The sequence below is a fragment of the [Roseibacterium] beibuensis genome, assembly GCF_039542305.1.
GTDB lineage: Bacteria > Pseudomonadota > Alphaproteobacteria > Rhodobacterales > Rhodobacteraceae > Roseibacterium > Roseibacterium beibuensis.
Genome location: NZ_BAABHW010000005.1, coordinates 128,856 through 149,095 on the forward strand (window position 1 = coordinate 128,856; position 20,240 = coordinate 149,095).

At 67.4% G+C, this 20,240-nt stretch carries 24 protein-coding genes; 17 read left to right on the forward strand and 7 right to left on the reverse strand.

The features are described from left to right. Positions 1 to 13: 13 nt before the first annotated feature. From alr to ABD923_RS15500, 9 genes are read left to right on the forward strand one after another with little or no spacing between them, the layout of a single operon-like run. Positions 14 to 1,057, forward strand: a complete 1,044-nt coding sequence (gene alr / locus ABD923_RS15460) for an alanine racemase (protein WP_259552572.1) — start codon at positions 14 to 16, stop codon at positions 1,055 to 1,057. Next, complete coding sequence (locus ABD923_RS15465; RefSeq protein ID WP_259552566.1) at positions 1,057 to 1,851, forward strand: MlaE family ABC transporter permease; 795 nt, start codon at positions 1,057 to 1,059, stop codon at positions 1,849 to 1,851. Before alr ends, ABD923_RS15465 begins: the two co-directional genes overlap by 1 nt. Further along, positions 1,848 to 2,594 carry an ABC transporter ATP-binding protein gene (locus ABD923_RS15470; RefSeq protein ID WP_259552565.1) on the forward strand — a complete coding sequence of 249 codons (747 nt, stop codon included), beginning with the start codon at positions 1,848 to 1,850 and terminating at the stop codon, positions 2,592 to 2,594. Before ABD923_RS15465 ends, ABD923_RS15470 begins: the two co-directional genes overlap by 4 nt. Positions 2,595 to 2,598: 4 nt before the next feature. Then, positions 2,599 to 3,009 carry a hypothetical protein gene (locus tag ABD923_RS15475; RefSeq protein ID WP_259552562.1) on the forward strand — a complete coding sequence of 137 codons (411 nt, stop codon included), beginning with the start codon at positions 2,599 to 2,601 and terminating at the stop codon, positions 3,007 to 3,009. Positions 3,010 to 3,034: 25 nt separating this feature from the next. Then, on the forward strand, positions 3,035 to 3,469 hold the full coding sequence (locus tag ABD923_RS15480) for a hypothetical protein (RefSeq protein ID WP_259552560.1): 435 nt from the start codon (positions 3,035 to 3,037) through the stop codon (positions 3,467 to 3,469). A 43-nt stretch (positions 3,470 to 3,512) separates the two neighbouring features. Then, positions 3,513 to 3,959: a paraquat-inducible protein A gene (locus ABD923_RS15485; RefSeq protein ID WP_259552558.1), complete on the forward strand. Its 447-nt coding sequence runs from the start codon at positions 3,513 to 3,515 to the stop codon at positions 3,957 to 3,959. Between the two features lie 58 nt (positions 3,960 to 4,017). Then, complete coding sequence (locus tag ABD923_RS15490) at positions 4,018 to 4,389, forward strand: hypothetical protein (protein ID WP_259552553.1); 372 nt, start codon at positions 4,018 to 4,020, stop codon at positions 4,387 to 4,389. A gap of 42 nt (positions 4,390 to 4,431) precedes the next feature. Then, positions 4,432 to 5,799 carry a DNA repair protein RadA gene (gene radA / locus ABD923_RS15495; protein ID WP_259552551.1) on the forward strand — a complete coding sequence of 456 codons (1,368 nt, stop codon included), beginning with the start codon at positions 4,432 to 4,434 and terminating at the stop codon, positions 5,797 to 5,799. Between the two features lie 38 nt (positions 5,800 to 5,837). Further along, positions 5,838 to 6,401 (forward strand): CvpA family protein, encoded by a 564-nt coding sequence (locus tag ABD923_RS15500; protein WP_259552547.1) that lies wholly within the window; start codon positions 5,838 to 5,840, stop codon positions 6,399 to 6,401. Between the two features lie 3 nt (positions 6,402 to 6,404). Here the strand turns inward: ABD923_RS15500 and ABD923_RS15505 are convergent, their stop codons facing one another. Beyond that, positions 6,405 to 6,731 carry a hypothetical protein gene (locus ABD923_RS15505; RefSeq protein WP_259552545.1) on the reverse strand — a complete coding sequence of 109 codons (327 nt, stop codon included), beginning with the start codon at positions 6,729 to 6,731 and terminating at the stop codon, positions 6,405 to 6,407. Between the two features lie 320 nt (positions 6,732 to 7,051). Here ABD923_RS15505 and purF point away from each other — a divergent pair, with 320 nt between their 5' ends. Next, on the forward strand, positions 7,052 to 8,533 hold the full coding sequence (purF, locus tag ABD923_RS15510; RefSeq protein WP_259552543.1) for an amidophosphoribosyltransferase: 1,482 nt from the start codon (positions 7,052 to 7,054) through the stop codon (positions 8,531 to 8,533). 352 nt (positions 8,534 to 8,885) lie between these two features. On the opposite strand, the gene ABD923_RS15515 is transcribed toward purF, so the two are convergent. Continuing rightward, complete coding sequence (locus tag ABD923_RS15515) at positions 8,886 to 9,482, reverse strand: biotin transporter BioY (RefSeq protein WP_259552542.1); 597 nt, start codon at positions 9,480 to 9,482, stop codon at positions 8,886 to 8,888. A gap of 155 nt (positions 9,483 to 9,637) precedes the next feature. Here ABD923_RS15515 and ABD923_RS15520 point away from each other — a divergent pair, with 155 nt between their 5' ends. Further along, the gene (locus ABD923_RS15520) at positions 9,638 to 10,300 is read left to right on the forward strand and encodes an SDR family NAD(P)-dependent oxidoreductase (protein ID WP_259552533.1); all 663 of its coding nucleotides are present in this window, start codon (positions 9,638 to 9,640) and stop codon (positions 10,298 to 10,300) included. A gap of 76 nt (positions 10,301 to 10,376) precedes the next feature. Here ABD923_RS15520 and ABD923_RS15525 read toward each other — a convergent pair whose 3' ends face one another. Beyond that, positions 10,377 to 10,790 carry a cell division protein ZapA gene (locus ABD923_RS15525; RefSeq protein WP_222186984.1) on the reverse strand — a complete coding sequence of 138 codons (414 nt, stop codon included), beginning with the start codon at positions 10,788 to 10,790 and terminating at the stop codon, positions 10,377 to 10,379. A 1-nt stretch (position 10,791) separates the two neighbouring features. Beyond that, entirely contained in the window at positions 10,792 to 11,748 is a 957-nt protein-coding gene (locus tag ABD923_RS15530; protein WP_259552529.1) for a coiled-coil domain-containing protein, read from the reverse strand. Positions 11,749 to 12,065: 317 nt separating this feature from the next. On the opposite strand from ABD923_RS15530, the gene tkt reads away from it, so the two are divergent. Beyond that, a complete protein-coding gene (tkt, locus tag ABD923_RS15535; RefSeq protein ID WP_259552527.1) occupies positions 12,066 to 14,090 on the forward strand; it encodes a transketolase in 2,025 nt (674 codons plus the stop codon). A 133-nt stretch (positions 14,091 to 14,223) separates the two neighbouring features. Here the strand turns inward: tkt and ABD923_RS15540 are convergent, their stop codons facing one another. The 3 genes from ABD923_RS15540 to ABD923_RS15550 form a co-directional block, all read right to left on the reverse strand. Beyond that, on the reverse strand, positions 14,224 to 14,610 hold the full coding sequence (locus ABD923_RS15540) for a type II toxin-antitoxin system death-on-curing family toxin (protein ID WP_259552525.1): 387 nt from the start codon (positions 14,608 to 14,610) through the stop codon (positions 14,224 to 14,226). Then, entirely contained in the window at positions 14,607 to 14,831 is a 225-nt protein-coding gene (locus tag ABD923_RS15545; RefSeq protein WP_259552523.1) for an AbrB/MazE/SpoVT family DNA-binding domain-containing protein, read from the reverse strand. The genes ABD923_RS15540 and ABD923_RS15545 overlap by 4 nt, the downstream gene beginning before the upstream one ends. Positions 14,832 to 14,934: 103 nt before the next feature. Continuing rightward, positions 14,935 to 15,906, reverse strand: a complete 972-nt coding sequence (locus tag ABD923_RS15550) for a DUF808 domain-containing protein (RefSeq protein WP_259552521.1) — start codon at positions 15,904 to 15,906, stop codon at positions 14,935 to 14,937. A 245-nt stretch (positions 15,907 to 16,151) separates the two neighbouring features. Here ABD923_RS15550 and gap (ABD923_RS15555) point away from each other — a divergent pair, with 245 nt between their 5' ends. The 5 genes from gap (ABD923_RS15555) (at position 16,152) to ABD923_RS15575 (ending at position 20,181) form a co-directional block, all read left to right on the forward strand. Beyond that, positions 16,152 to 17,156: a type I glyceraldehyde-3-phosphate dehydrogenase gene (gap, locus tag ABD923_RS15555; RefSeq protein WP_259552518.1), complete on the forward strand. Its 1,005-nt coding sequence runs from the start codon at positions 16,152 to 16,154 to the stop codon at positions 17,154 to 17,156. Positions 17,157 to 17,363: 207 nt separating this feature from the next. Beyond that, a complete protein-coding gene (locus ABD923_RS15560) occupies positions 17,364 to 17,570 on the forward strand; it encodes a hypothetical protein (RefSeq protein ID WP_259552502.1) in 207 nt (68 codons plus the stop codon). 23 nt (positions 17,571 to 17,593) lie between these two features. Then, complete coding sequence (locus ABD923_RS15565) at positions 17,594 to 17,737, forward strand: hypothetical protein (protein ID WP_222186978.1); 144 nt, start codon at positions 17,594 to 17,596, stop codon at positions 17,735 to 17,737. Positions 17,738 to 17,858: 121 nt separating this feature from the next. Further along, a complete protein-coding gene (gene gap, locus ABD923_RS15570; RefSeq protein ID WP_259552500.1) occupies positions 17,859 to 18,860 on the forward strand; it encodes a type I glyceraldehyde-3-phosphate dehydrogenase in 1,002 nt (333 codons plus the stop codon). Between the two features lie 139 nt (positions 18,861 to 18,999). Beyond that, the gene (locus ABD923_RS15575) at positions 19,000 to 20,181 is read left to right on the forward strand and encodes a phosphoglycerate kinase (protein ID WP_259552495.1); all 1,182 of its coding nucleotides are present in this window, start codon (positions 19,000 to 19,002) and stop codon (positions 20,179 to 20,181) included. Positions 20,182 to 20,240 lie beyond the last annotated feature (59 nt).

A 20,240-nucleotide genomic window follows, 5' to 3' on the forward strand; every position in this document is an offset into this window, starting at 1 on the left:
CGAGACAGGCAAAATGGGAACGGGAACGCTTCATATCGATCTCGACGCGCTCGCCGCGAACTGGCGCACGCTCGATGCACGCACGGGCTGCGAAACGGCGGCGGTGGTCAAGGCCGACGGCTACGGCCTCGGCGTGGCCTCTGCGGCCAAGGCCTTGGCGCAGGCCGGCGCGCGGCGCTTTTTCGTCGCCACCGCCGAGGAGGGCGCAACCCTGCGCAAAGCCTTGGGCGACGGCCCCGAGATCAACGTCTTTTCCGGCCACATGGCGACGGACACGGACCCGATCCGCGACGCCCGCCTGACGCCCATGCTGAACGACGCAGTCCAACTCGCCCGTCACCGCGCCGCGCTGCCCGACGCACCTTACGGCATCCAACTCGACAGCGGGATGAACCGGCTTGGGATGGAGCCCGCCGACTGGGCCGCCCTGCGCGCCGAGGCCGAGGCGGGGCCCCTGACCCTGGTGATGAGCCACCTCGCCTGCGCGGATGAGCCCGACCACCCGCATAACACCGAGCAACTGCGCCAGTTCACCGAGATGACGGCGGGCGTCACCGTGCCCCGCTCCCTCTCGGCGACGGGCGGCATCCTGCTTGGCCCCGCGTATCACTTCGACCTGACCCGCCCCGGCATCGGCCTCTATGGCGGCCTGCCATTTGCAGAGGCCGCCCCCGTGGTGCGCCTGTCGCTCCCCGTGATCCAGCTGCGCGAGGTCGCCCCGGGCGAGCATGTCGGCTATGGCTGCACCTTCACCGCCACGCGCCCGACGCGGATCGCCACGCTTTCAGCCGGTTACGCCGACGGGCTGATCCGCGCCATGTCGGGCAAGGCGCGCCTGTTCGCGGGCGACACGCCCTGCCCGCTCGCAGGCCGCGTGTCGATGGACCTGCTGACCGTCGACGTGACCGATCTGCCCGAGATCCCCGAGGTGCTCGATATCCTTTGCCCGGCGCAGACGGTGGACGACCTGGCCGAGGCGGCTGGCACCATCGGCTACGAGATCCTGACCTCGCTCGGGCCCCGCTATGCCCGCCGCTACACGGGCCGCGCGGCCTGATGGGGGGCGGCCCCGCCCTTCTCGCGCCGCTGGCCGTGCTTGGTCGGGCGACCCTGACGCTTCTGGCCGGCACCGGGCGGCTGACCCTTTTCATTCTGCAGATCCTGCGCCACGCCCTGACGCCGCCCTGGTATTTGCGCGAGTTGGGCCAGCAACTGCTGCATATCGGCTGGCTGTCGCTGCCGGTCGTGGGCCTGACCGCGCTCTTTACCGGGGGGGCGCTGGCGCTCCAGATCTACGCGGGCGGCTCGCGGTTCAACGCGGAGTCGGTCGTCCCCTCGATCGTGGCCATCGGCATGACGCGCGAGCTTGGCCCCGTCCTTGGCGGGCTGATGGTGGCGGGCCGGGTCGCGGCGGCCATCGCAGCCGAGATCGGCACGATGAAGGTGACCGAACAGATCGACGCGCTGACCACGCTCAGCACGAACCCGATAAAATACCTCGCCGTGCCGCGGGTGCTGGCCGCCACCCTGACCCTGCCGGTCCTGGTGGCCGTGGGCGACAGCATCGGAATTTTCGGCGGCTTCCTCGTGGGCACCACGCGGCTGGGGTTCGACGCGGCCACCTATCTCGACAACACCGCCGATTACCTCGAGTTGTGGGACGTGATCTCGGGCCTGATCAAGGGCGCGGCCTTCGGGTTCATCGTGGCCGTGATGGGCTGCTATCACGGCATGGGATCGGGGCGCGGTGCGCGCGGCGTGGGCCGGGCGACGACCAAGGCGGTCGTCTCGGCCTCGATCCTGATCCTCGGGGCGAACTACCTGCTGACGGAGGTGTTCTTCCGGGCATGATCGCGATCACCGACCTTGAAAAATCCTTCGGCCCAAAGGCCGTGCTGCGCGGCATCACGCTGGAGGTGCCCAAGGGCGAAAGCCTTGTCGTGATCGGCGGCTCGGGCACGGGTAAATCCGTCCTGCTGAAATGCATCCTCGGGCTGGTGCGGCCTGATGCCGGCAGCATCACGCTGAACGGGCAGGACGTGACCGGCACGGGGCGCGAGGCGTTTCTCGCGCGCTTCGGCATGTTGTTCCAGGGCGGCGCGCTGTTCGACAGCCTGACGGTCTGGCAGAACGTGGCCTTTCGCCTGGTGCGCGGGCCGGATCGCCGCCCGCGCGCCGAGGCGCGTGCCATCGCGGTCGAAAAGCTCGCGCGCGTGGGGCTGGGGGCGGACGTGGCCGATCTTCACCCCGCCGAACTCTCGGGCGGCATGCAGAAGCGCGTGGGCCTTGCCCGCGCCATCGCCGCCGATCCGGAGGTGATCTTCTTCGACGAGCCGACAACCGGCCTCGATCCGATCATGGCGGGCGTGATCAACGACCTGATCCGCGAGATCGTGGCCGAGATGGGCGCGACCACCATCACGATCACCCATGACATGAGCTCGGTCCGGGCCATTGCCGACAAGGTCGCGATGCTGCATGCGGGCAAGATCCGCTGGCACGGGCCCGTGGCCGAGATGGACAGCGCCGAGGACCCGTACCTGCGCCAGTTCATCACCGGCGCCCCCGAGGGGCCAATCGAGACGCTGCGCTAGGGCGATGGGGACGGACGCGCAACGCCTGTCTGACGCGATCTCGGAGCTGTTGCTGACCTTGTGGGCCGCCTCCCTCCTGATCCTGCCGCTATTGGCGCTCTGGCTTGCGCTTGCGCTGAGGTGCGACGCGGCGCGGGGCCACCCGACGGCGCGGGTGCGCTGGATTGTTCTGGCCGCCCTGATGCTGCTGACCCTGCAAGTCCTGCTGTTTCGCGCGCCGCAGCTTTTGCCGGGCCTGTTCTTCGCGCTCCGGGGGCCGGAGATCACGTTCTTCGCCCTACCCCTCTGGATCGGGGTCGAGGCGTGGGGCGCGGCGCTGGCGACCGGCTGGCGGCGCCGATGGCTCTATGCCGCGATTTTCGGCAGCCTGAGCTTTCTGGGCGGTGTATTGGCCCTGGGATACGTCCTGCGATGAGGGCCGAAGGAAGAAGGACCTGACGATGGAGCCGGATATCGACGCCATGCGAGAGGCGGGCTTCGCCCCGCTCGATTTCTCCCCCGCGCTATGGATCGCGGTGCTGGCCGCCGGTGTCCTGATCCGCGCGCTGCCCCTGTGGCTGGTGATCGGTGGCCTGCTCAAGGCGCGGCGCTTTCCGGAGGATCGCCGCCGCCATGTCACCCAGGCGGTTGCGGCGGGTCTGGTCCTGCTCCTGTTCCTGATCGAAGGCTTTGCCATCGGTCTCGTGCCGGAGAGGCTCAGAACATCCGGCACCTGGTCCTTCATCTGGATTTTCGCCGTGGTCTGGAGCCTTCTGACATGGGCGCAAAGCGCACGCGCCAGCCGCCTGCGGCCCCGCTGGGTGGAGGGCATCGCACTGGCGCTCGCCGTCCTTGGCGCGGTTTCCTTGGGTGCGGTCCTGGTGCTGCCGGGCTGAGGGCACCCTTGTGCCGCCCCTGCGCCGGGCGCATGTGAAAGCCATGAACAAGATCCTGATCGGGGCGAACCTGTCGCTCCTCGTCCTGTTTCCGCTGGCCTGGGCCGCGCCTCTGATGCGGGCGGGGTTGCTGCCGCTTTTCGGTCTCACCGAGGTGTCGGTCCTGTCCGGGCTGCGCGCGCTCTGGCAGGGTGGCGAATGGGCGCTGGCCTTGCTGGTGGCGCTGTTCGCGCTGGTGGCGCCGATGGCCAAGACCGTGCTTCTGGCGCTGATCCACCTGTCGCACGCGCCCGCCCGCCTGCTGCCCGCCGTGCAAGTGATGGGCAAGCTCGCAATGGCCGACATTTTCCTGATCGCGGTCTATATCACGCTGGCCAAGGGGCTGACCGTGGGGCGCGTGGAAACGGCGTGGGGCTTGTGGCTCTTCACCGCCTGCGTTCTGGCCTCGCTCACCATTTCCATCCTGACGGCGCGGCGTCTGCGCGGCTGAGGCCCACGCGGCAGCACGCCACGCTGTGCCGGCCCCCTTCCCTGCCTAAATGCGATCCATGGATATCCTCAGCCTTCCCCCCGCCCTTGCCCTGATCCTTGGCACCTATGCCGTGCTGGCCGCGCTGGCCTGGCTGCGCCGGGTCACGGCCGAAAAGGTCGAAGGGCGCCGCAACGGGATCATCCTCAACCTTTTGCGCCGTGCCGCGCCCCCGGTCATCGGGGGGATCATGGTGCTGATCCTCGGGTCGGTCATGGGCGTGATCGGGGCGACCGGCATGGGGTTCCTGCTGATCGCCGGGGGCCTCGCCTTTGGCCTGCATCGCGGGCTTGACGACCTGCGCGCCAATGACAAGCGCGTGCTTCTCTTTCGCGCGGCCATGACGGCGGCGATCTCGATGACGCTGATCTGGCAGGCCGGGCTTTTCTGAGGCGTCTGGTCAAGCGCGCCCGCCTGCGCTAGGCCCATCCAAATGGCCAAACCTGTCACCACCTTCGTCTGTTCCGCCTGCGGCGCGACCCACAAGAAATGGGCCGGGCGCTGCGATGCCTGCGGCGAGTGGAACGCGATCACCGAGGAAGCGCCGCTCAGCCAGGGTCCGGCCGGCAAGGGCCTCGGCGCGGCCAAGGGCGCGCGCGTGGCGCTGTCCGACCTGCGCACCGAAGAGGCCGCCCCGCCGCGCCATTCCAGCCAGATGAACGAGTTGGACCGTGTCCTTGGCGGCGGCCTCGTGCCCGCCTCGGCCACGCTGGTGGGCGGCGATCCGGGCATCGGGAAATCCACCCTGCTGTTGCAGGCGGCGGCCAGTTTCGCCCGCGCGGGCCTCAAGGTGATCTATGTCTCGGGCGAAGAGGCGACGGCGCAAGTGCGGATGCGGGCCCAACGTCTCGGGCTGGCCGACAGCGCGGTGTTGCTGGCCGCCGAGACCAACCTGCGCGACATCCTCACAACGCTCGAGGCCGAGGCCCCCGACCTTGCCATCATCGACTCGGTCCAGACCATGTGGCTCGATACCGTGGACAGCGCGCCGGGGTCGGTCAGCCAGGTCCGCGCCGCGGCGCATGAGTTGACGACCTTCGCCAAGCGGCGCGGCACGGCGGTGATGCTGGTGGGCCATGTCACCAAGGAAGGCCAGATCGCGGGCCCGCGCGTGGTCGAGCACATGGTCGACACCGTGCTTTATTTCGAGGGCGAGCGCGGCCACCAGTTCCGCATCCTGCGCTCGGTCAAGAACCGCTTCGGCCCCGCTGACGAGATCGGCGTGTTCGAGATGACCGGCGCGGGCCTGTCCGAGGTGGCCAACCCCTCCGCCCTGTTCCTGTCGGACCGCGAGAAACCCTCGCCCGGATCGGTGGTCTTTGCCGGGATCGAGGGCACCCGCCCGGTTCTGGTCGAGGTGCAGGCGCTGGTCGCGCCCTCCTCGCTGTCACAGCCGCGCCGCGCGGTCGTGGGCTGGGATGGCGGGCGGCTGTCCATGATCCTCGCCGTGCTGGAGGCGCGGGCGGGCATCACCTTCCAGGGGCTGGACGTCTACCTGAATATCGCGGGCGGCATGCGGATCAACGAACCCGCCGCCGACCTTGCCGTCGCCGCCGCCCTTCTGAGTGCGCGCGAGGATGCCGCCCTGCCCCATGACACCGTGGTTTTCGGCGAGCTCTCGCTGTCGGGGGCGCTGCGGCCCGTGTCGCAGGCGGAAAACAGGTTGAAAGAAGCGATGAAACTTGGTTTTTCCACCGCCATCGCGCCCGCCGGGTGCAAGATTTCGCAAAACAGCGGCGTCACGGTCCAATCCATGGAGGATTTGCCCAGTTTCGTCGGAGAGGTATTCGGGGCAGGTTAGGCCCCGCAAGCCGGGTAAACAGAGAGGCGCGGGTAGCGATGGAAGGTTTCACCATGTTCGACGGGGTCGTGGCGGGCGTGATCGTCGTCTCGGCCATTCTTGCCTATACCCGCGGTTTCGTGCGCGAGGTCATGTCGATCTTCGGCTGGATTGGCGCCGCTGTCGTGGCCTTCATCTTCGCGCCCACCGCCGTTCCGCTGATGAACGAGATCCCCTACCTGGGCGACTTCATCGGCGGCAGCTGCGAGTTGGGCATCATGGCCAGCTTCGCCGCCGTTTTCGCCGTGGCGCTTGTCGTGATCTCGCTTTTCACGCCGGTCTTTTCCTCGGCGATCCAGCAATCGGCCATCGGGGGCGTCGATGCGGGGCTTGGCTTTCTCTTCGGCGTGGCGCGGGGCGTCCTGCTCGTGGTGGTGATCCTGATCGCCTATGACCGCGTTGTGGGCGACGAGCCCATCGCGGCGATCTCCGACAGCCGCTCGGCGCAGGTCTTCGCCTCCATGCAGGGCGATGTCGAGGACCAGATCCCGACCGACGCGCCGGGCTGGATCCTGGAACGCTATGAGCAACTGACCAACACCTGCACGGCCCCTGCCGAATAAGGCTCAGGCGCGCCGTCCGCCCCAGCCGAACCCAATTATCCCCGCGACGACCACGGCGGCCGCGCCCAGCCAGTACAGGTAGAGCCCCGGCATCGCCATCTGTTGCAGCGCCGACCACGCCTGGTTCAGCCCGCCGCGAAAATCGGCCAGCGACAGGCCGAACTCTCCCACCCGGTCCTCGGCCCGCCAGACCTGCCATCCCAGGTAGCCCCAGGGCAGCGCGCCCGCGAAGAAGGTGACGCCGCGATGGGGCGACCCGATCAGCGCCAGTAGCAGGGCCAGCGCCGCCAGCACGAAACTGGCCGCCAGCACCGCCATCTCGCGCGGCATCTCGATGCCGTAATCGGACCACGCCCGTTGCAGGGCATCGAAGGGCTACATCTCCATGCCCAGCCCCAGGTCCAGCCAGGGCAAGGCCCCGCCGGCCAGCATCGCCGCCGCCCCCAGTATCGCCACACCACGCATCGCACATCCTTTCCTCGTCACGCCCGGTCTCAGCCTCGGTCAGGGCAGATCGCCCGTCAAGTTGCCCGAATGTGACGATCCCGTAACAGCGTGGGTGACAGGCGGCGTCTCACGGCGTAGATGAACCCTCGTGGAACGAGCCCTGCGGGAATCGCCCCCGCCCCTGCCAGCACCGGAGCGCACCGATGCCCCAGCCCGAGTTTCCCCGCCACCCGTTCGAACCGGTCGGCGACGACAAACTCCGCGAGGAGTGCGGCGTCTTCGGCGTGATCGGCGTGGCCGATGCCGCCAATTTCGTGGCCCTTGGCCTGCACGCGCTGCAACATCGCGGCCAGGAGGCGGGCGGGATCGTCACCCATGACCCCGAACACGGGTTTTCCTCGGCCCGCCGCTTCGGTCTCGTGCGGGACAATTTCACCTCGCAGAAGATCATGGAAACCCTGCCCGGCGCGATCGGGATCGGCCATGTGCGCTATTCCACCGCCGGCTCCAAGGGCGCCACCCAGATCCGCGATGTGCAGCCTTTCTTCGGCGAGTTCGCCATGGGCGGCGCGGCGATTGCCCATAACGGCAACATCGTGAACGCCGACGAGTTGCGCCGCGAATTGATCGAGCGTGGCTCGATCTTCCAGTCCTCCTCGGACAGCGAATGCATCATCCACCTGATGGCCCGCTCACTGCAGCGCAACATCCCCGAGCGGATGAAGGACGCGCTGCGCCGGGTCGAGGGCGCGTTTTCCGTCGTCGCCATGACCCGCACCAAGCTGATCGGCGTGCGCGACCCGTTGGGCGTGCGCCCGCTGGTTCTGGGGCGCGTCGGCGATGGCTGGGCGCTGTCGTCGGAAACCTGCGCGCTGGACATCATCGGCGCCGAATTCGTGCGCGAGATCGAGCCGGGCGAGATGGTCGTCATCAGCCCCGAGAACGGCGTCGAAAGCTTCAAACCGTTCGAGCCCAGGCGCGGGCGCTTCTGCATCTTCGAACATGTCTATTTCTCGCGCCCCGACAGCATCCTCGGCGGGCGGTCCGTCTATGACACCCGCCGCCAGATCGGCGTGGAACTCGCGCGCGAGGCCCCGGTCGAGGCCGATCTCGTCTGCCCCGTGCCCGACAGCGGGACGCCTGCCGCCATCGGCTACAGCCAGGAAAGCGGCATCCCCTACGCCATGGGGATCATCCGCAACCAGTACATGGGCCGCACCTTCATCGAACCGACCGAGCAGATCCGCAACATGGGCGTGCGGCTCAAGCTCAACGTCAACCGGGCTCTGATCAAGGGCAAGCGGGTGATCCTCGTCGATGACAGCGTGGTGCGCGGCACGACCAGCCGCAAGATCAAGGAGATGATCCTCGATGCCGGCGCGGCCGAGGTGCATTTCCGCATCGCCTCGCCGCCGACCGCGTGGCCCTGTTTCTACGGCGTCGACACGCCCGAGCGCGAGAAACTGCTGGCCGCGACCATGTCCGAAGAGGAAATGCGCAGCCATCTCGGGGTGGCCTCGCTCAGGTTCATCACGCTCGACGGTCTCTACCGCGCCGTCGGCGTGGCCGAGGGGCGCGATCCCAAGACCCCGCGCTACTGCGACGCGTGTTTCTCCGGCGACTACCCGGTCAAGCCGACCGACATGATGGCCCGCGGTTTCGAACTGGCTGAACCGGCCGAATAAGCGCCGCGAGTCGGCGGGCGGGTCAAGGATCGCGCGCAGCGCGACCGCGCCGCAGGGCGCGGCTTGTCCTTGAGGCGCGCGGCGACTCGCCCCCCAAGATCGGGCTGGCCTGTTTGCCTGGCAGATCCGCCAGCAAACGGCCTCTCAACAGCTTTGCCCCCTTCTGCGCCCCGCCCCGCGGTCCTCCATTCCAGGCGCAACCGCGCGCGGACCCGGCCCGAAGGGTCGGCCCGCGCGCCACGCCCAAACCGTGAAGGACTGGCGAAGCCATTCCTGAACGGGCGGGAGCGCTCCGGCCAAAAGAAAACGCCGCCCCCGAAGGGACGGCGCTCTCCAAACTCTCTGTCGTGGGTCAGGCGCGCTTCAGCGCCTTCCAGCCACCGGACACGATCAGCGCCACGATCACGGCCTTGACGACGTCGCCCAGCAGGAAGGGCGCGACGAAGGCCCCCCACACGCCAGCCGCCGACAGCCCGGCCCAGCCCGCGTCGATCCCGGCCAGCGCGGCCAGGCCCAGCGGCCATGCGGTGCCGGGGACGTAGAGCAGCGCCGAAAGCACCAGCGCCACCAGCGTGGTCGAGACCACACCGCGCGCCCAGCCGCGCTCTGCCGCGTAGCCCGCGCCCCAGGCCAGGCCGACGAAGCCGATCAGGAAGCCCGCGGTCGGACCGGCCAAGGCCACGCCGTTCAACCCATTCGCAAAGACCGGCAGGCCTGCTGCGCCCTCGGCCAGGTAGGCCAGAAGCGTCACGGCCCCCAGACGCGAGCCGAAGGTGAACCCCACCGTCAGGATCGCCAGCGTTTGCAGCGTCATCGGCACGGGGAAGAACGGCACGCTGATCTGTGCGGCCAGCGCGATGAAAAGCGTGCCCAGCACGACCGCGGCGATCTTGCGGGCAAGGCCCATATCGCCCAGCGTGGCATGAAGAAGTGTGGTGTCGCGGCCCATCGGCGCCTCCCGTTCAGGTTGTCGTCCCAAAATTCCTAGTATTCCGTATCCCCGCCCCCTCGTGCGCTGTCAAGCCGAAGCCGCGCCGCCGGCGCCTTGCGACGCGCGGGCGCAGGGCCTTGCATCCCCGGCACCAAGGGGGCAGATCGCAGAGCATGAACAAGATACTTGATGGCAGGATTGCCCTTGTCACCGGGGCCTCGCGCGGGATCGGCGCGGCCTCGGCAGAGTGGCTCGCCGAACACGGCGCGCATGTTGTGGCTGTGGCCCGCACCGTCGGCGGGCTCGAGGATCTGGACGACCGGATCAAGGCAAAGGGCGGACAGGCGACGCTTGCACCGATCGACCTGACCGATGACGACGCGATCGCGCATCTGTGCCGCTCGATCTACGACCGCTGGGGCAAGGCCGATATCTGGGTCCACGCCGCGATCCACGCCAGCCCGCTGACCCCCGCGCCGCATTACCAACTCAAGGACCTGGAGGCCGATATCGGCACCAACATCCGCGGCCTGGCCCGCCTGATCGCGATGGTCGAGCCGTTGATCGCACCCTCCGACGCGCCGCAGGCCGTGTTCTTCGACGATGATTGGGAAGAGAAATACGGCGGCGCCTACGGCATGTCCAAGGCCGCGCAGCGCGCCCTTGTGCAATGCTGGAAGGCCGAAACCGCCAAGCATGGGCCGAAGGTGCACCTGCTCCGGCCCGAACCGATGCCGACCGCCACGCGCGCGCGCTTCTACCCCGGCGAGAACCGGGACGCGCTGACCCATCCAAGCGTCGAGGCCGAGCGCCTGTTGCGCCCGCTCTTCGCCTGATCGCGACCGCGTCTTGCACGGCAAAACGCCGCCCCAGGCCGGGGCGGCGTTTTTCATCGGTCCGGGGCAGAACCGCTCAGCCCTGCTTGCTCTCGACTTCGTCGGCCAGGGCCTCGGCCCGCGCCGCAAGCTCGGCCAAACCGTCGGTGACGCTATCGGGCAACTCGGTGCGCGGCCCGGCCTCCTGCAATTCGGCGATGCGCCTTGCGCGGTCGGCCAGCCGTTCCTCGGCCGAGCGCAGCGCCTTTTCCTGTGCGCCGACCTTGGCCTGCGTTTCCCTCAACTCGTCCTCCAGCGCGGCGGTCTTGTCCGCCAGCATCAGACCCGCCATCAGCAGCATACGGTCCGACGGCATGCGCCCGATCTGGCCCAGCACGACCGTGGCCTCCGTGTCCAGCATCTTGGCGGCCGCGCGCAGATAGGGCTCCTCGCCCTCCTGGCAGGCGACGGTGAAGGTCCGGCCACCGATCTCGATTTCAACCTCGGGCATCTCAGGCCTCCTCGGCTTGCGGGCCGGGCGCATCCCCGCCCTGCGCGTCCAGTTCGGCGATGATACGGGCCATCTCGGCGGCATCGGCGCGGCGCGCCTCTTTCAACGCGTCCAGTTCCACGGTCAACCCGTGATGGATGGCCGCTGGATCGAGCGGCTGGTCCCCGCGCTGCTTGTCCAATTCCTCGGCGAGGGCTTCGGTCCGGGCTCGCAGCCGCCGCAGTTCGGCGCGCAATTCAAGGTTCCGCGCATCGGGGGCCATATCCGACGCCTCTGACAGCTCGTCCGCCAGGTCCTGCGCCGCGTCGCGTTCATCGCGCAACTGCGTACGTTCGTCGCTCAGGCGCTTCACCCGGCGGTTCAGGATCGAGATTTCCTTGTCCTTCTCGGCAAGCCGGGCGGCGACATCTTCGCCGGACACCGGCACTGCGGCCTCAGGCGTCGCAGGATTGCCGCCGTCGGCCTGCCGTGCCTCGGCCAGGGCCTGTTCCAGCTCGGCCAGTCGCGCGCCCATGTCGTCGCGTGCGCGCGTCGCCTGCGCCAACTTCTCGGCAAGACGCGTGGCCTCGGCGCGTGCGGTCTCCGCCGCCTCGATGGCCACGGCGAGCTCCGTCGCCAGCCGCTCGGCCTCGCCCGTTTCGGCTTCCACGCTCCGCGCCGTCTCAGCCTGCGCGGCCTCCGCTGCACTCAGCGCATCCTGCGCCTCGCTCAGCCGCGTCTCGAGGGCGGCAACGCGCTCGGTCAACTCGCTTGCCTGCGCCTCGGCCTCGGCCTGCGCGGCCTCTGCCGCCGCGATGCGGGCGGCGGTCGCCTCGTCCGGCGATGCATCCGGCGGCGGCGGCGCGGTCGGGGCACCAGCGGTCGAGATCTGCGCAACCCCGCCCGCGATACGGTCGAGCGCGCGTGCAAGCCGCGCTTCCAGCGTGCTCAGTTTTTCGAATTCGGCACTGTCGCCCATGATCCGGTGTGACCCCCGTCCTGCCTGCATTCTCCGGGCTGTCCCCCTGCCACGCCCTACGGATGCGATGAAGGATCTGACGCCCACCGCGGGGTGCCTCGCCCCGCACTGCAAACGAATCGTAAATGGCCCCGATTTGCAAGGTATTCCGCGCAAAACGGGGCGGAACAGGCGCTGGACCGCCCTTGCGATGCGTCGCGCGGGCGCGCCAGCCGCATCGCGCCTTGCCTTTCATCCCGCCTCTGCTATCACCCGCGCCAAACAAAACAGACCCGGCGCAGGCCCGCTGCCGCCGTCCCGTCAAAGGAATGCCACCCATGGACATCGCCGCCCTCGCCCAGAAAAACCCCGCGCATTGGCGCCGCGCCGCCGCGATCCGCACACTGACGCTCGACGCCGTCGCCGCCGCCAATTCGGGCCATTCCGGCATGCCAATGGGTATGGCGGATGTCGCGACCGTGCTGTTCGAAAAGCACATGAGCTTCGACGTGACTTCGCCCGACTGGCCCAACCGCGACCGCTTCATCCTGTCGGCGGGCCATGGCTCGATGCTGATCTACTCGCTCATGTATCTCATGGGCTCCGAGGACATGACGCTGGAGCAGGTGAAGAATTTCCGCCAGCTGGGCAGCATCACCGCCGGTCACCCCGAATACGGCCATGTGACGGGGGTCGAGACCACCACCGGCCCCTTGGGTCAGGGCATCACCAATGCCGTGGGCTTTGCCATGGCCGAGGAATTCCTGCGCGCCAAGTGGGGCAAGAAGATCATCGACCACTACACCTACTGCATCGCCGGCGACGGCTGCCTGATGGAAGGCATCAGCCACGAGGCCATTGGTTTGGCCGGACGGCAGGAACTGTCGCGCCTGATCGTGTTCTGGGACAACAACAACATCACCATCGACGGCACGGTCGACATGTCGGACCGCACCGACCAGGTGGCGCGCTTCAAGGCGGCCGGCTGGGACGTGTTCGAGGTCGACGGCCATGACCCCGAGGCGATCGACGCCGCCATCACCGAGGCCAAGGCCACTCCGCGCCCCGCGATGATCGCCTGCAAGACGCATATCGCGCTTGGCTCCTCGGCGCAGGACACGTCGAAAGGACACGGCGCGCTGACCGATGCGCAGCTGATCGCGGACGCGAAAAAGGCCTATGGCTGGGACAACGCGCCCTTCGAGATCCCCGCCGACCTCAAGGCCGAGTGGGAGGCCATCGGAACCCGTGGCCGCGAGACCCGCGAGGAATGGGAAACCCGCTTCGCCCTGATGTCCGAGGGCAAGCAGAAGGAATTCACCCGCGCCTTCGCCGGCGACATGCCCAAGAAGCTGACCGCGACGATCAAGGCCCTGAAAAAGCAGATCTCGGAAACCCAGCCCAAGGTCGCGACCCGCAAGGCCAGCGAAATGGCGCTCGAGGTCATCAACCCGATCCTGCCCGAGACCATGGGCGGCTCGGCGGACCTGACCGGCTCGAACAACACCAAGACGGCCGACCTCGGCGTGTTCACCCCCGAGGATCGCAAGGGCCGCTACGTCTATTACGGCATCCGCGAGCACGGCATGGCGGCGGCGATGAACGGCATGGCGCTGCACGGGGGCGTGCGCCCTTATGGCGGCACCTTCTTCACCTTCACCGACTACGCGCGCCCCGCGATGCGCCTGTCGGCGCTGATGGGGATCAACGTGCAATACGTGATGACCCATGACAGCATCGGCGTGGGCGAAGATGGCCCGACGCACCAGCCGGTCGAACACCTGGCGATGATGCGCGCCACGCCCAACTGCCTGGTGTTCCGCCCCGCCGACGCGGTCGAGGCCGCCGAGGCCTGGGAAGTGGCCCTGTCGCAGAAGACCTGCCCCTCGGTGCACGTCCTGTCGCGGCAGAACCTGCCCACCGTGCGGACCGAGCACAAGACCAAGAACCTGACCGCGCAAGGCGGCTACGTTCTGGCCGAGGCCGAGGGCAAGCGCGAGGCGATCCTGATGGCCACCGGCTCCGAGGTGTCGATTGCGCTGGCCGCCCGCGACCTGTTGCAGGCCGAAGGCATCGGCACGCGCGTCGTCTCCATGCCCTGCTGGGAGTTGTTCGAGGAACAGGACGAGGCCTATCGCCGCCGTGTCCTGCCCGGCGGCCCGGTGCGCGTCGCCATCGAGGCCGCGATCCGCTTTGGCTGGGACCGCTGGCTGTTCGGCGAGCGCGGCAAGCGCGAAAAGTCGGGCTTCATCGGCATGCACGGGTTCGGCGCATCGGCCCCGGCGGGGGATCTCTACACCCATTTCGGCATCACCGCCGAGGCGACCGCCGACAAGGTCAAGGCCCTGCTTGGCAAGGGCTGAGGCCCTGTTCACCTGAAAGAAACGGGGCGCCCGATCGGGCCAGCCCCCGACGATAGATGTTGAAAGCCCCGCTGGAGAACCAGCGGGGCTTTGCAGTTGAGGGTCAGGGTCTCTCGAAGAAATCTTCGAGGCGTCAGATCGGGATCATTCCGTCTGAGAGCCACTTGGCGAACTCAGCCTCGCTGACTTGCCCCGAGGCAAGATCCTCCATCATCTTTACACCTTCGACCGGCGGCGGCCGGAAAGAATAGCCGTTGAGCCGTAAAAACGTGAGCGCCGTCACGAAGGCCGTGCGCTTGTTTCCATCCACGAAGGCATGCGCCTTGGAAATGCCGAAGGCATAGGCCGACGCGATCTCTTCGAGGCCAGCGTCAGCATAAGCGGCGAGGTTCAGTGCCCGGGCGCAGCCCATCTCCAAAAGCGCTTGGTCGCGCATTCCAGGCGCGCCGCCATGGCGGGCTATCTGTCGATCATGAATGGCGAGGACGGCGGCGAGTGGAACCCAAATCGGCTCCGTCATGCGAGAGCCTGAAGGAGATCGCGGTTCTCATCCATGACGATCTCCGCCGCAGCCAAGGCAGTCGCGACCGCAGGATCGTGTGGCGTGATTTTCAGACTACCATCATCGCCGCGCAGGACGAAAAGCGTATCCCCCTCCTTGGCGTCGAGCATCGTCAGCATTTCGGTCGTCAGGGTCATGACGGCGGAGTTGCCGACTTTACGGATCTTGGTTTCAATCATCTCATGGCCCCATTGGATATATCTAGGTATATACGCAGGATGTCGTGAAAAGCAAGCCTTCAACACTTGTGCGTCAGGGGCTGGCCCGATCGGGCGCCCTTTTTCAATGGGCGGTTTCCTTGTCGCCGCCAAGGCCAACGGTCCGAAGGATCGGCGCAAGGACGTAGGCCACCACGGGGATCAGCAGCAGCCCAAGCGCCAGGCCCAGGATGCCGTCGATCACGGCCTTGACCGCCCACATGGCGAAACCGCCCGCGCCCTCGGCCAGATGCGCGGCCTCGTCGATCAGATGCTCGGGCGCGTGCCAGCCCATTTGCGCTGCGCCATGCACGAGGATCGATCCGCCGACCCACAGCATCGCGGCGGTGCCCACGGTCGTCAGCAGCTTCAGGAAGCCCGGCATGCCGCGCACGATCCCGCGCCCGATGGCGCGCCCGAACCCGGTGCGCCCTTCGGAGGCCATGTGAAGCCCCACGTCATCGGCCTTCACGATGATCGCGACCGAGCCGTAGACCGCGACCGTGATCCCCACCCCGGCCACGCCAAGGGCGGCGGCGCGGAACCAGATATTGTCGACCTCCAGCGCCGACAGGATGATGGTCATGATCTCGGCCGACAGGATGAAGTCGGTCTTGATCGCGCCCTTCACCTTCTCCTCTTCGAGATGGGCGGCGTCGGCCGCGACCTTCTTCTCCACCAACTCGTCCACGTCATGGTGTTTGGGCGACAGGATGTGCCAGATCTTTTCGGCGCCCTCGTAGCACAGATACGCGCCCCCCAGCATCAGAAGCGGCGGGATCGCCCAGGGCGCAAAGGCCGACAGCAGCAACGCCAGCGGCAGCAGGATCACCAGCTTGTTGAAGATCGACCCGCGCGCGATTTTCCACACGATCGGCAATTCGCGCTTGGCCTCGAAGCCGTGAACGTATTTCGGGGTCACGGCGGCATCGTCGATCACGGCGCCCGCGGCCTTGGTCCCGGCCTTGGCGGCCTGTCCGATCACATCGTCGATGGAGGTCGCCGCCACCTTGGCAATCGCCGCCACATCGTCCAGCAGCGCCAGAAGTCCGCTCATTCCGCCTCTCCATGGGTCGTTCCGAGGGCGGAGCATAGCGGCCCGCCTTGCCCTGACAACCCGGCCCGATCCGCTGCGGTTCCGGCAATGCCCATGCGAAACCGGCCGGAGTGTTAGCGCAAACCCCCGATGTTTACGCTAACAAGCTGCATAAAATGGATTTTTCTGCCTTCCCCCATTTGGCATGCGCTTGTATGCCACCTTCGAACCCCATTGGATTCCCTACCAAGAGGCGCGCGCGAACAATGACCATCACTCTCGGCATCAACGGTTTCGGACGCATCGGGCGCTGCACACTGGCCCATATCACCGAGGCGGCGCGCAACGATGTGCAAGTGGTCAAGATCAACGCCACCGGCCCGATCGAAACCAACGCCCACCTGCTGAAATACGACAGCGTGCATGGCCGCTTCCCCGGCGAGGTGCGCGTCTCGGGCGACACGATGGACCTTGGGCGCGGGCCGATGCAGGTTTTCTCGACCTATGACCCGCAGGAACTCGATTGGGAGGGCTGCGACGTGGTCCTCGAATGCACGGGAAAGTTCAACGACCGCGACGCCGCCGCCGTCCACCTGGGTCGCGGCGCCAAGCGCGTGCTGGTCTCCGCGCCCGCCAAGAACGCGGACAAGACCATCGTCTACGGCGTGAACCACCGCGAGCTTCTGGACACGCACCATGTCGTGTCGAACGGGTCCTGCACCACGAACTGCCTCGCGCCCCTTGCCAAGGTGCTCAATGACGCCATCGGCATCGAACGCGGCATCATGACGACGATCCACAGCTACACGGGCGACCAGCCCACGCTGGACCGCCGTCACAACGACCTCTACCGCGCGCGCGCAGCAGCCATGGCGATGATCCCCACCTCGACCGGTGCCGCGAAGGCCCTGAAAGAGGTGCTGCCCGAAATGGAAGGCCGCCTCGACGGCACGGCCCTGCGCGTGCCCACGCCGAACGTGTCCGCCGTCGACCTGACCTTCGAGGCGGGCAAGGACGTCACGGTCGAGGACGTGAACGAGATCGTCCGCGAGGCCGCCAACGGCCACATGGGCAGCATTCTGGCCTTCGATCCCGAGCCCAAGGTCTCGATCGACTTCAACCACACGACGCATTCCTCGATCTTCGCACCGGACCAGACCAAGGTTGTTGGCGGGCGCACCGTGCGCGTGCTGGCCTGGTATGACAACGAATGGGGCTTCTCGGCACGGATGGCCGATGTCTCCGCCGCGATGGGCCGCCTGCTGCACTGAGCCGGCTGCCCGCTGACATTCCCGAACGGCCTGCGCCCAGCGCGGGCCGTTTTTCTTTGGCCAAAGGCTTCTCCACGCGCCGCAGGCATTCCGTTTCGCATGAAACCTTCGCGTTTCGATATATTTTAGACGATCAAGGCGTCATGTCGTTGCATCTGCGGCAATTCCCGAGCCGGAAGGGACCCGGTTCATAGGGAGGATTGATCGATGACACCCCTCACCCTGCCCCGCGCGGTCCTGCGCGCCAGCGGGACCGGGGCCGCGCCGCCGCCCCCGCCGTCCAACATCGTGCGGTTCGACTATCCGCGCATGAACGGCGAGTTCATCGATTGGTGCGTGACATGGGCCACGAATTGCGGAATAGGGCTTGGCCCCTTTCGGGCAGCGTGGCAGGGTCTCGGCGAAACGCGCTGACACACGGTTGGAGATGACAGAACATGACCGACAAGGTGGCGCTGTATCTTGCGATCGCCATCCTTGCGGCAGCGGGCGCGGACGCGCTCTTCAACGAGGGGCGCATCCTGTTCATGGTCGCCCAACGGGTGCTGGAACTCCTGCGATGGGCGGCCTTTTGGCGATAGGGTGGTTTCACCGCGCCCCGCGCACTGGTCCCAGCCGTTAGCTGTAACATCGCGATCCGGCACCGGGTCGCACTCACGTCACGGCGGCGCATCCGCCCGCCAACACAGATCGGAGGATATCATGGCAGTCAAAGTGGCCATCAACGGCTTCGGACGCATTGGGCGCAATGTCTTGCGGGCGATCATCGAGTCGGGACGCACCGATATCGAGGTTGTGGCGATCAACGATCTCGGCCCGGTCGAGACAAATGCCCACCTGCTGCGCTTCGACAGCGTGCATGGCCGTTTTCCGGCCGAGGTGACGACGACGGAAACCTCCATCGACGTGGGCCGCGGCCCGATCGAGGTGACGGCGATCCGCAACCCCGCAGAGCTGCCCTGGTCCCATGTCGATATCGTCATGGAATGCACCGGCATCTTCACCGACAAGGACAAGGCCAGCGTGCATCTTGAAAACGGGGCCAGCCGGGTGCTTGTCTCGGCCCCGTCCAAGGGCGCGGACAAGACCATCGTTTACGGCGTGAACCATGACGTGCTGAGCGCCGACGACCTGATCGTGTCGAACGCGTCCTGCACCACCAATTGCCTCGCGCCGGTGGCGCATGTGCTGCACAACGCCATCGGCCTCAAGCGCGGCTTCATGACCACGATCCACAGCTACACGGGCGATCAGCCGACGCTGGACACGATGCACAAGGATCTCTACCGCGCCCGCGCCGCCGCCATGTCGATGATCCCGACCTCGACCGGGGCCGCCAAGGCCGTGGGCCTTGTCCTGCCCGAGTTGGACGGCAAGCTGGACGGCGTGGCGATCCGTGTGCCCACGCCCAACGTCTCGGTCGTCGACCTGACCTTCGAGGCGGCGCGCGACACCTCCATCGAGGAGATCAACCGCGCCATCCACGCCGCCGCCGAAGGCCCGCTGAAGGGCATTCTCGGCGTGACGGACATGAAGCTGGTGTCGATGGACTTCAACCACGACCCGCATTCGTCGATCTTCGCCACCGACCAGACCAAGGTGATGGACGGCAACATGTGCCGCATCCTGACCTGGTATGACAACGAATGGGGCTTCTCGAACCGCATGGCGGACACCGCCGTGGAAATGGGCAAGTACCTCTGAGCCCTCGCGACCCGACCTTGAAGACGCGCGTCCCGCCCACCGGGGCGCGCGTTTTTCCTTGCGTGATAGCGCAAACCTGCCTGACCTTCGGAGCAAGTCGCGCTATCACACCGGCAACGCCAAACCGGAGACGATCTTGATGAGCTGGAAAACCCTCGACGACATGGAACTTGCGGGCCGCATCGTGCTGACCCGGGTGGATATCAACGTGCCGGTCGAGAACGGCGAGGTGACGGATGCCACGCGGATCGAGCGGATCGTGCCCACCGTCCACGACATCCTCGCGGCAGGTGGCAGCCCCGTGCTGCTGGCCCATTTCGGCCGCCCCAAGGGCACGGTGGTGCCCGAGATGTCGCTGCGCCCGCTGGTGCCCGCGCTGGAAAAGGCGTTCGGCCACCCCGTCAGTTTCATCGAGAGGCCGACGCGCGGCGCGCTCGAGTCGCTGCCCGAGGGGGCGATCGCGCTGATCGAGAACACCCGCTTCGCGCCGGGCGAAGAAAAGAACGATCCGGGGATGGCGAAATTCCTCGCCTCCCTGGGCGACGTCTATTGCAACGACGCCTTCTCGGCGGCGCACCGGGCGCATGCTTCGACCGAGGGGGTCGCGCATCTGCTGCCCTCCTGCGCGGGCCGGTTGATGGAGGCCGAGTTGAAGGCGCTGGAGGCCGCCCTCGGCGCGCCGAAGCGGCCCGTTCTGGCCGTTGTCGGCGGGGCCAAGGTTTCGACCAAGCTCGACCTTCTGGCCAACCTCATCTCCAAGGTCGACATGCTGGTGATCGGCGGCGGCATGGCCAATACCTTCCTCGCGGCGCAAGGCCTCGACGTGGGCAAATCGCTGTGTGAACACGACCTCGCAGAGACCGCGCGCGAGATCATGGCCAAGGCGCAGGACACCGGCTGCGAGATCTACCTGCCCTCCGACGTCGTCGTGGCCGAGGAATTCCGCGCCCATGCGCCCAACACCGTCGTCGCCGACACCGCCGTTCCGTCCGATTGCATGATCCTCGATGCCGGGCCCGATAGCGTGGAGCGTATCCTTGGCGCCATCGACCGGGCCGAGACGCTGATCTGGAACGGCCCGCTCGGCGCCTTCGAGATCGCGCCGTTCGACGCCGCCACCAACGCCGCCGCGGCCCATGCTGCTGCGCGCACCGAGGCGGGCGAACTGGTGTCGGTCGCGGGCGGGGGCGACACGGTCGCGGCGCTGAACAAATCTGGCGCGGCGGAACGCTTTACCTATATCTCGACCGCGGGCGGGGCCTTCCTCGAATGGATGGAGGGCAAGACGCTTCCGGGCGTCGCCGCGCTTGAGCAAGGTTAAGGCAGACGCATCCCCGAATCGCGCTACGCTGGGGCCGGTCCTGGTCCAAGGGAGGCCCC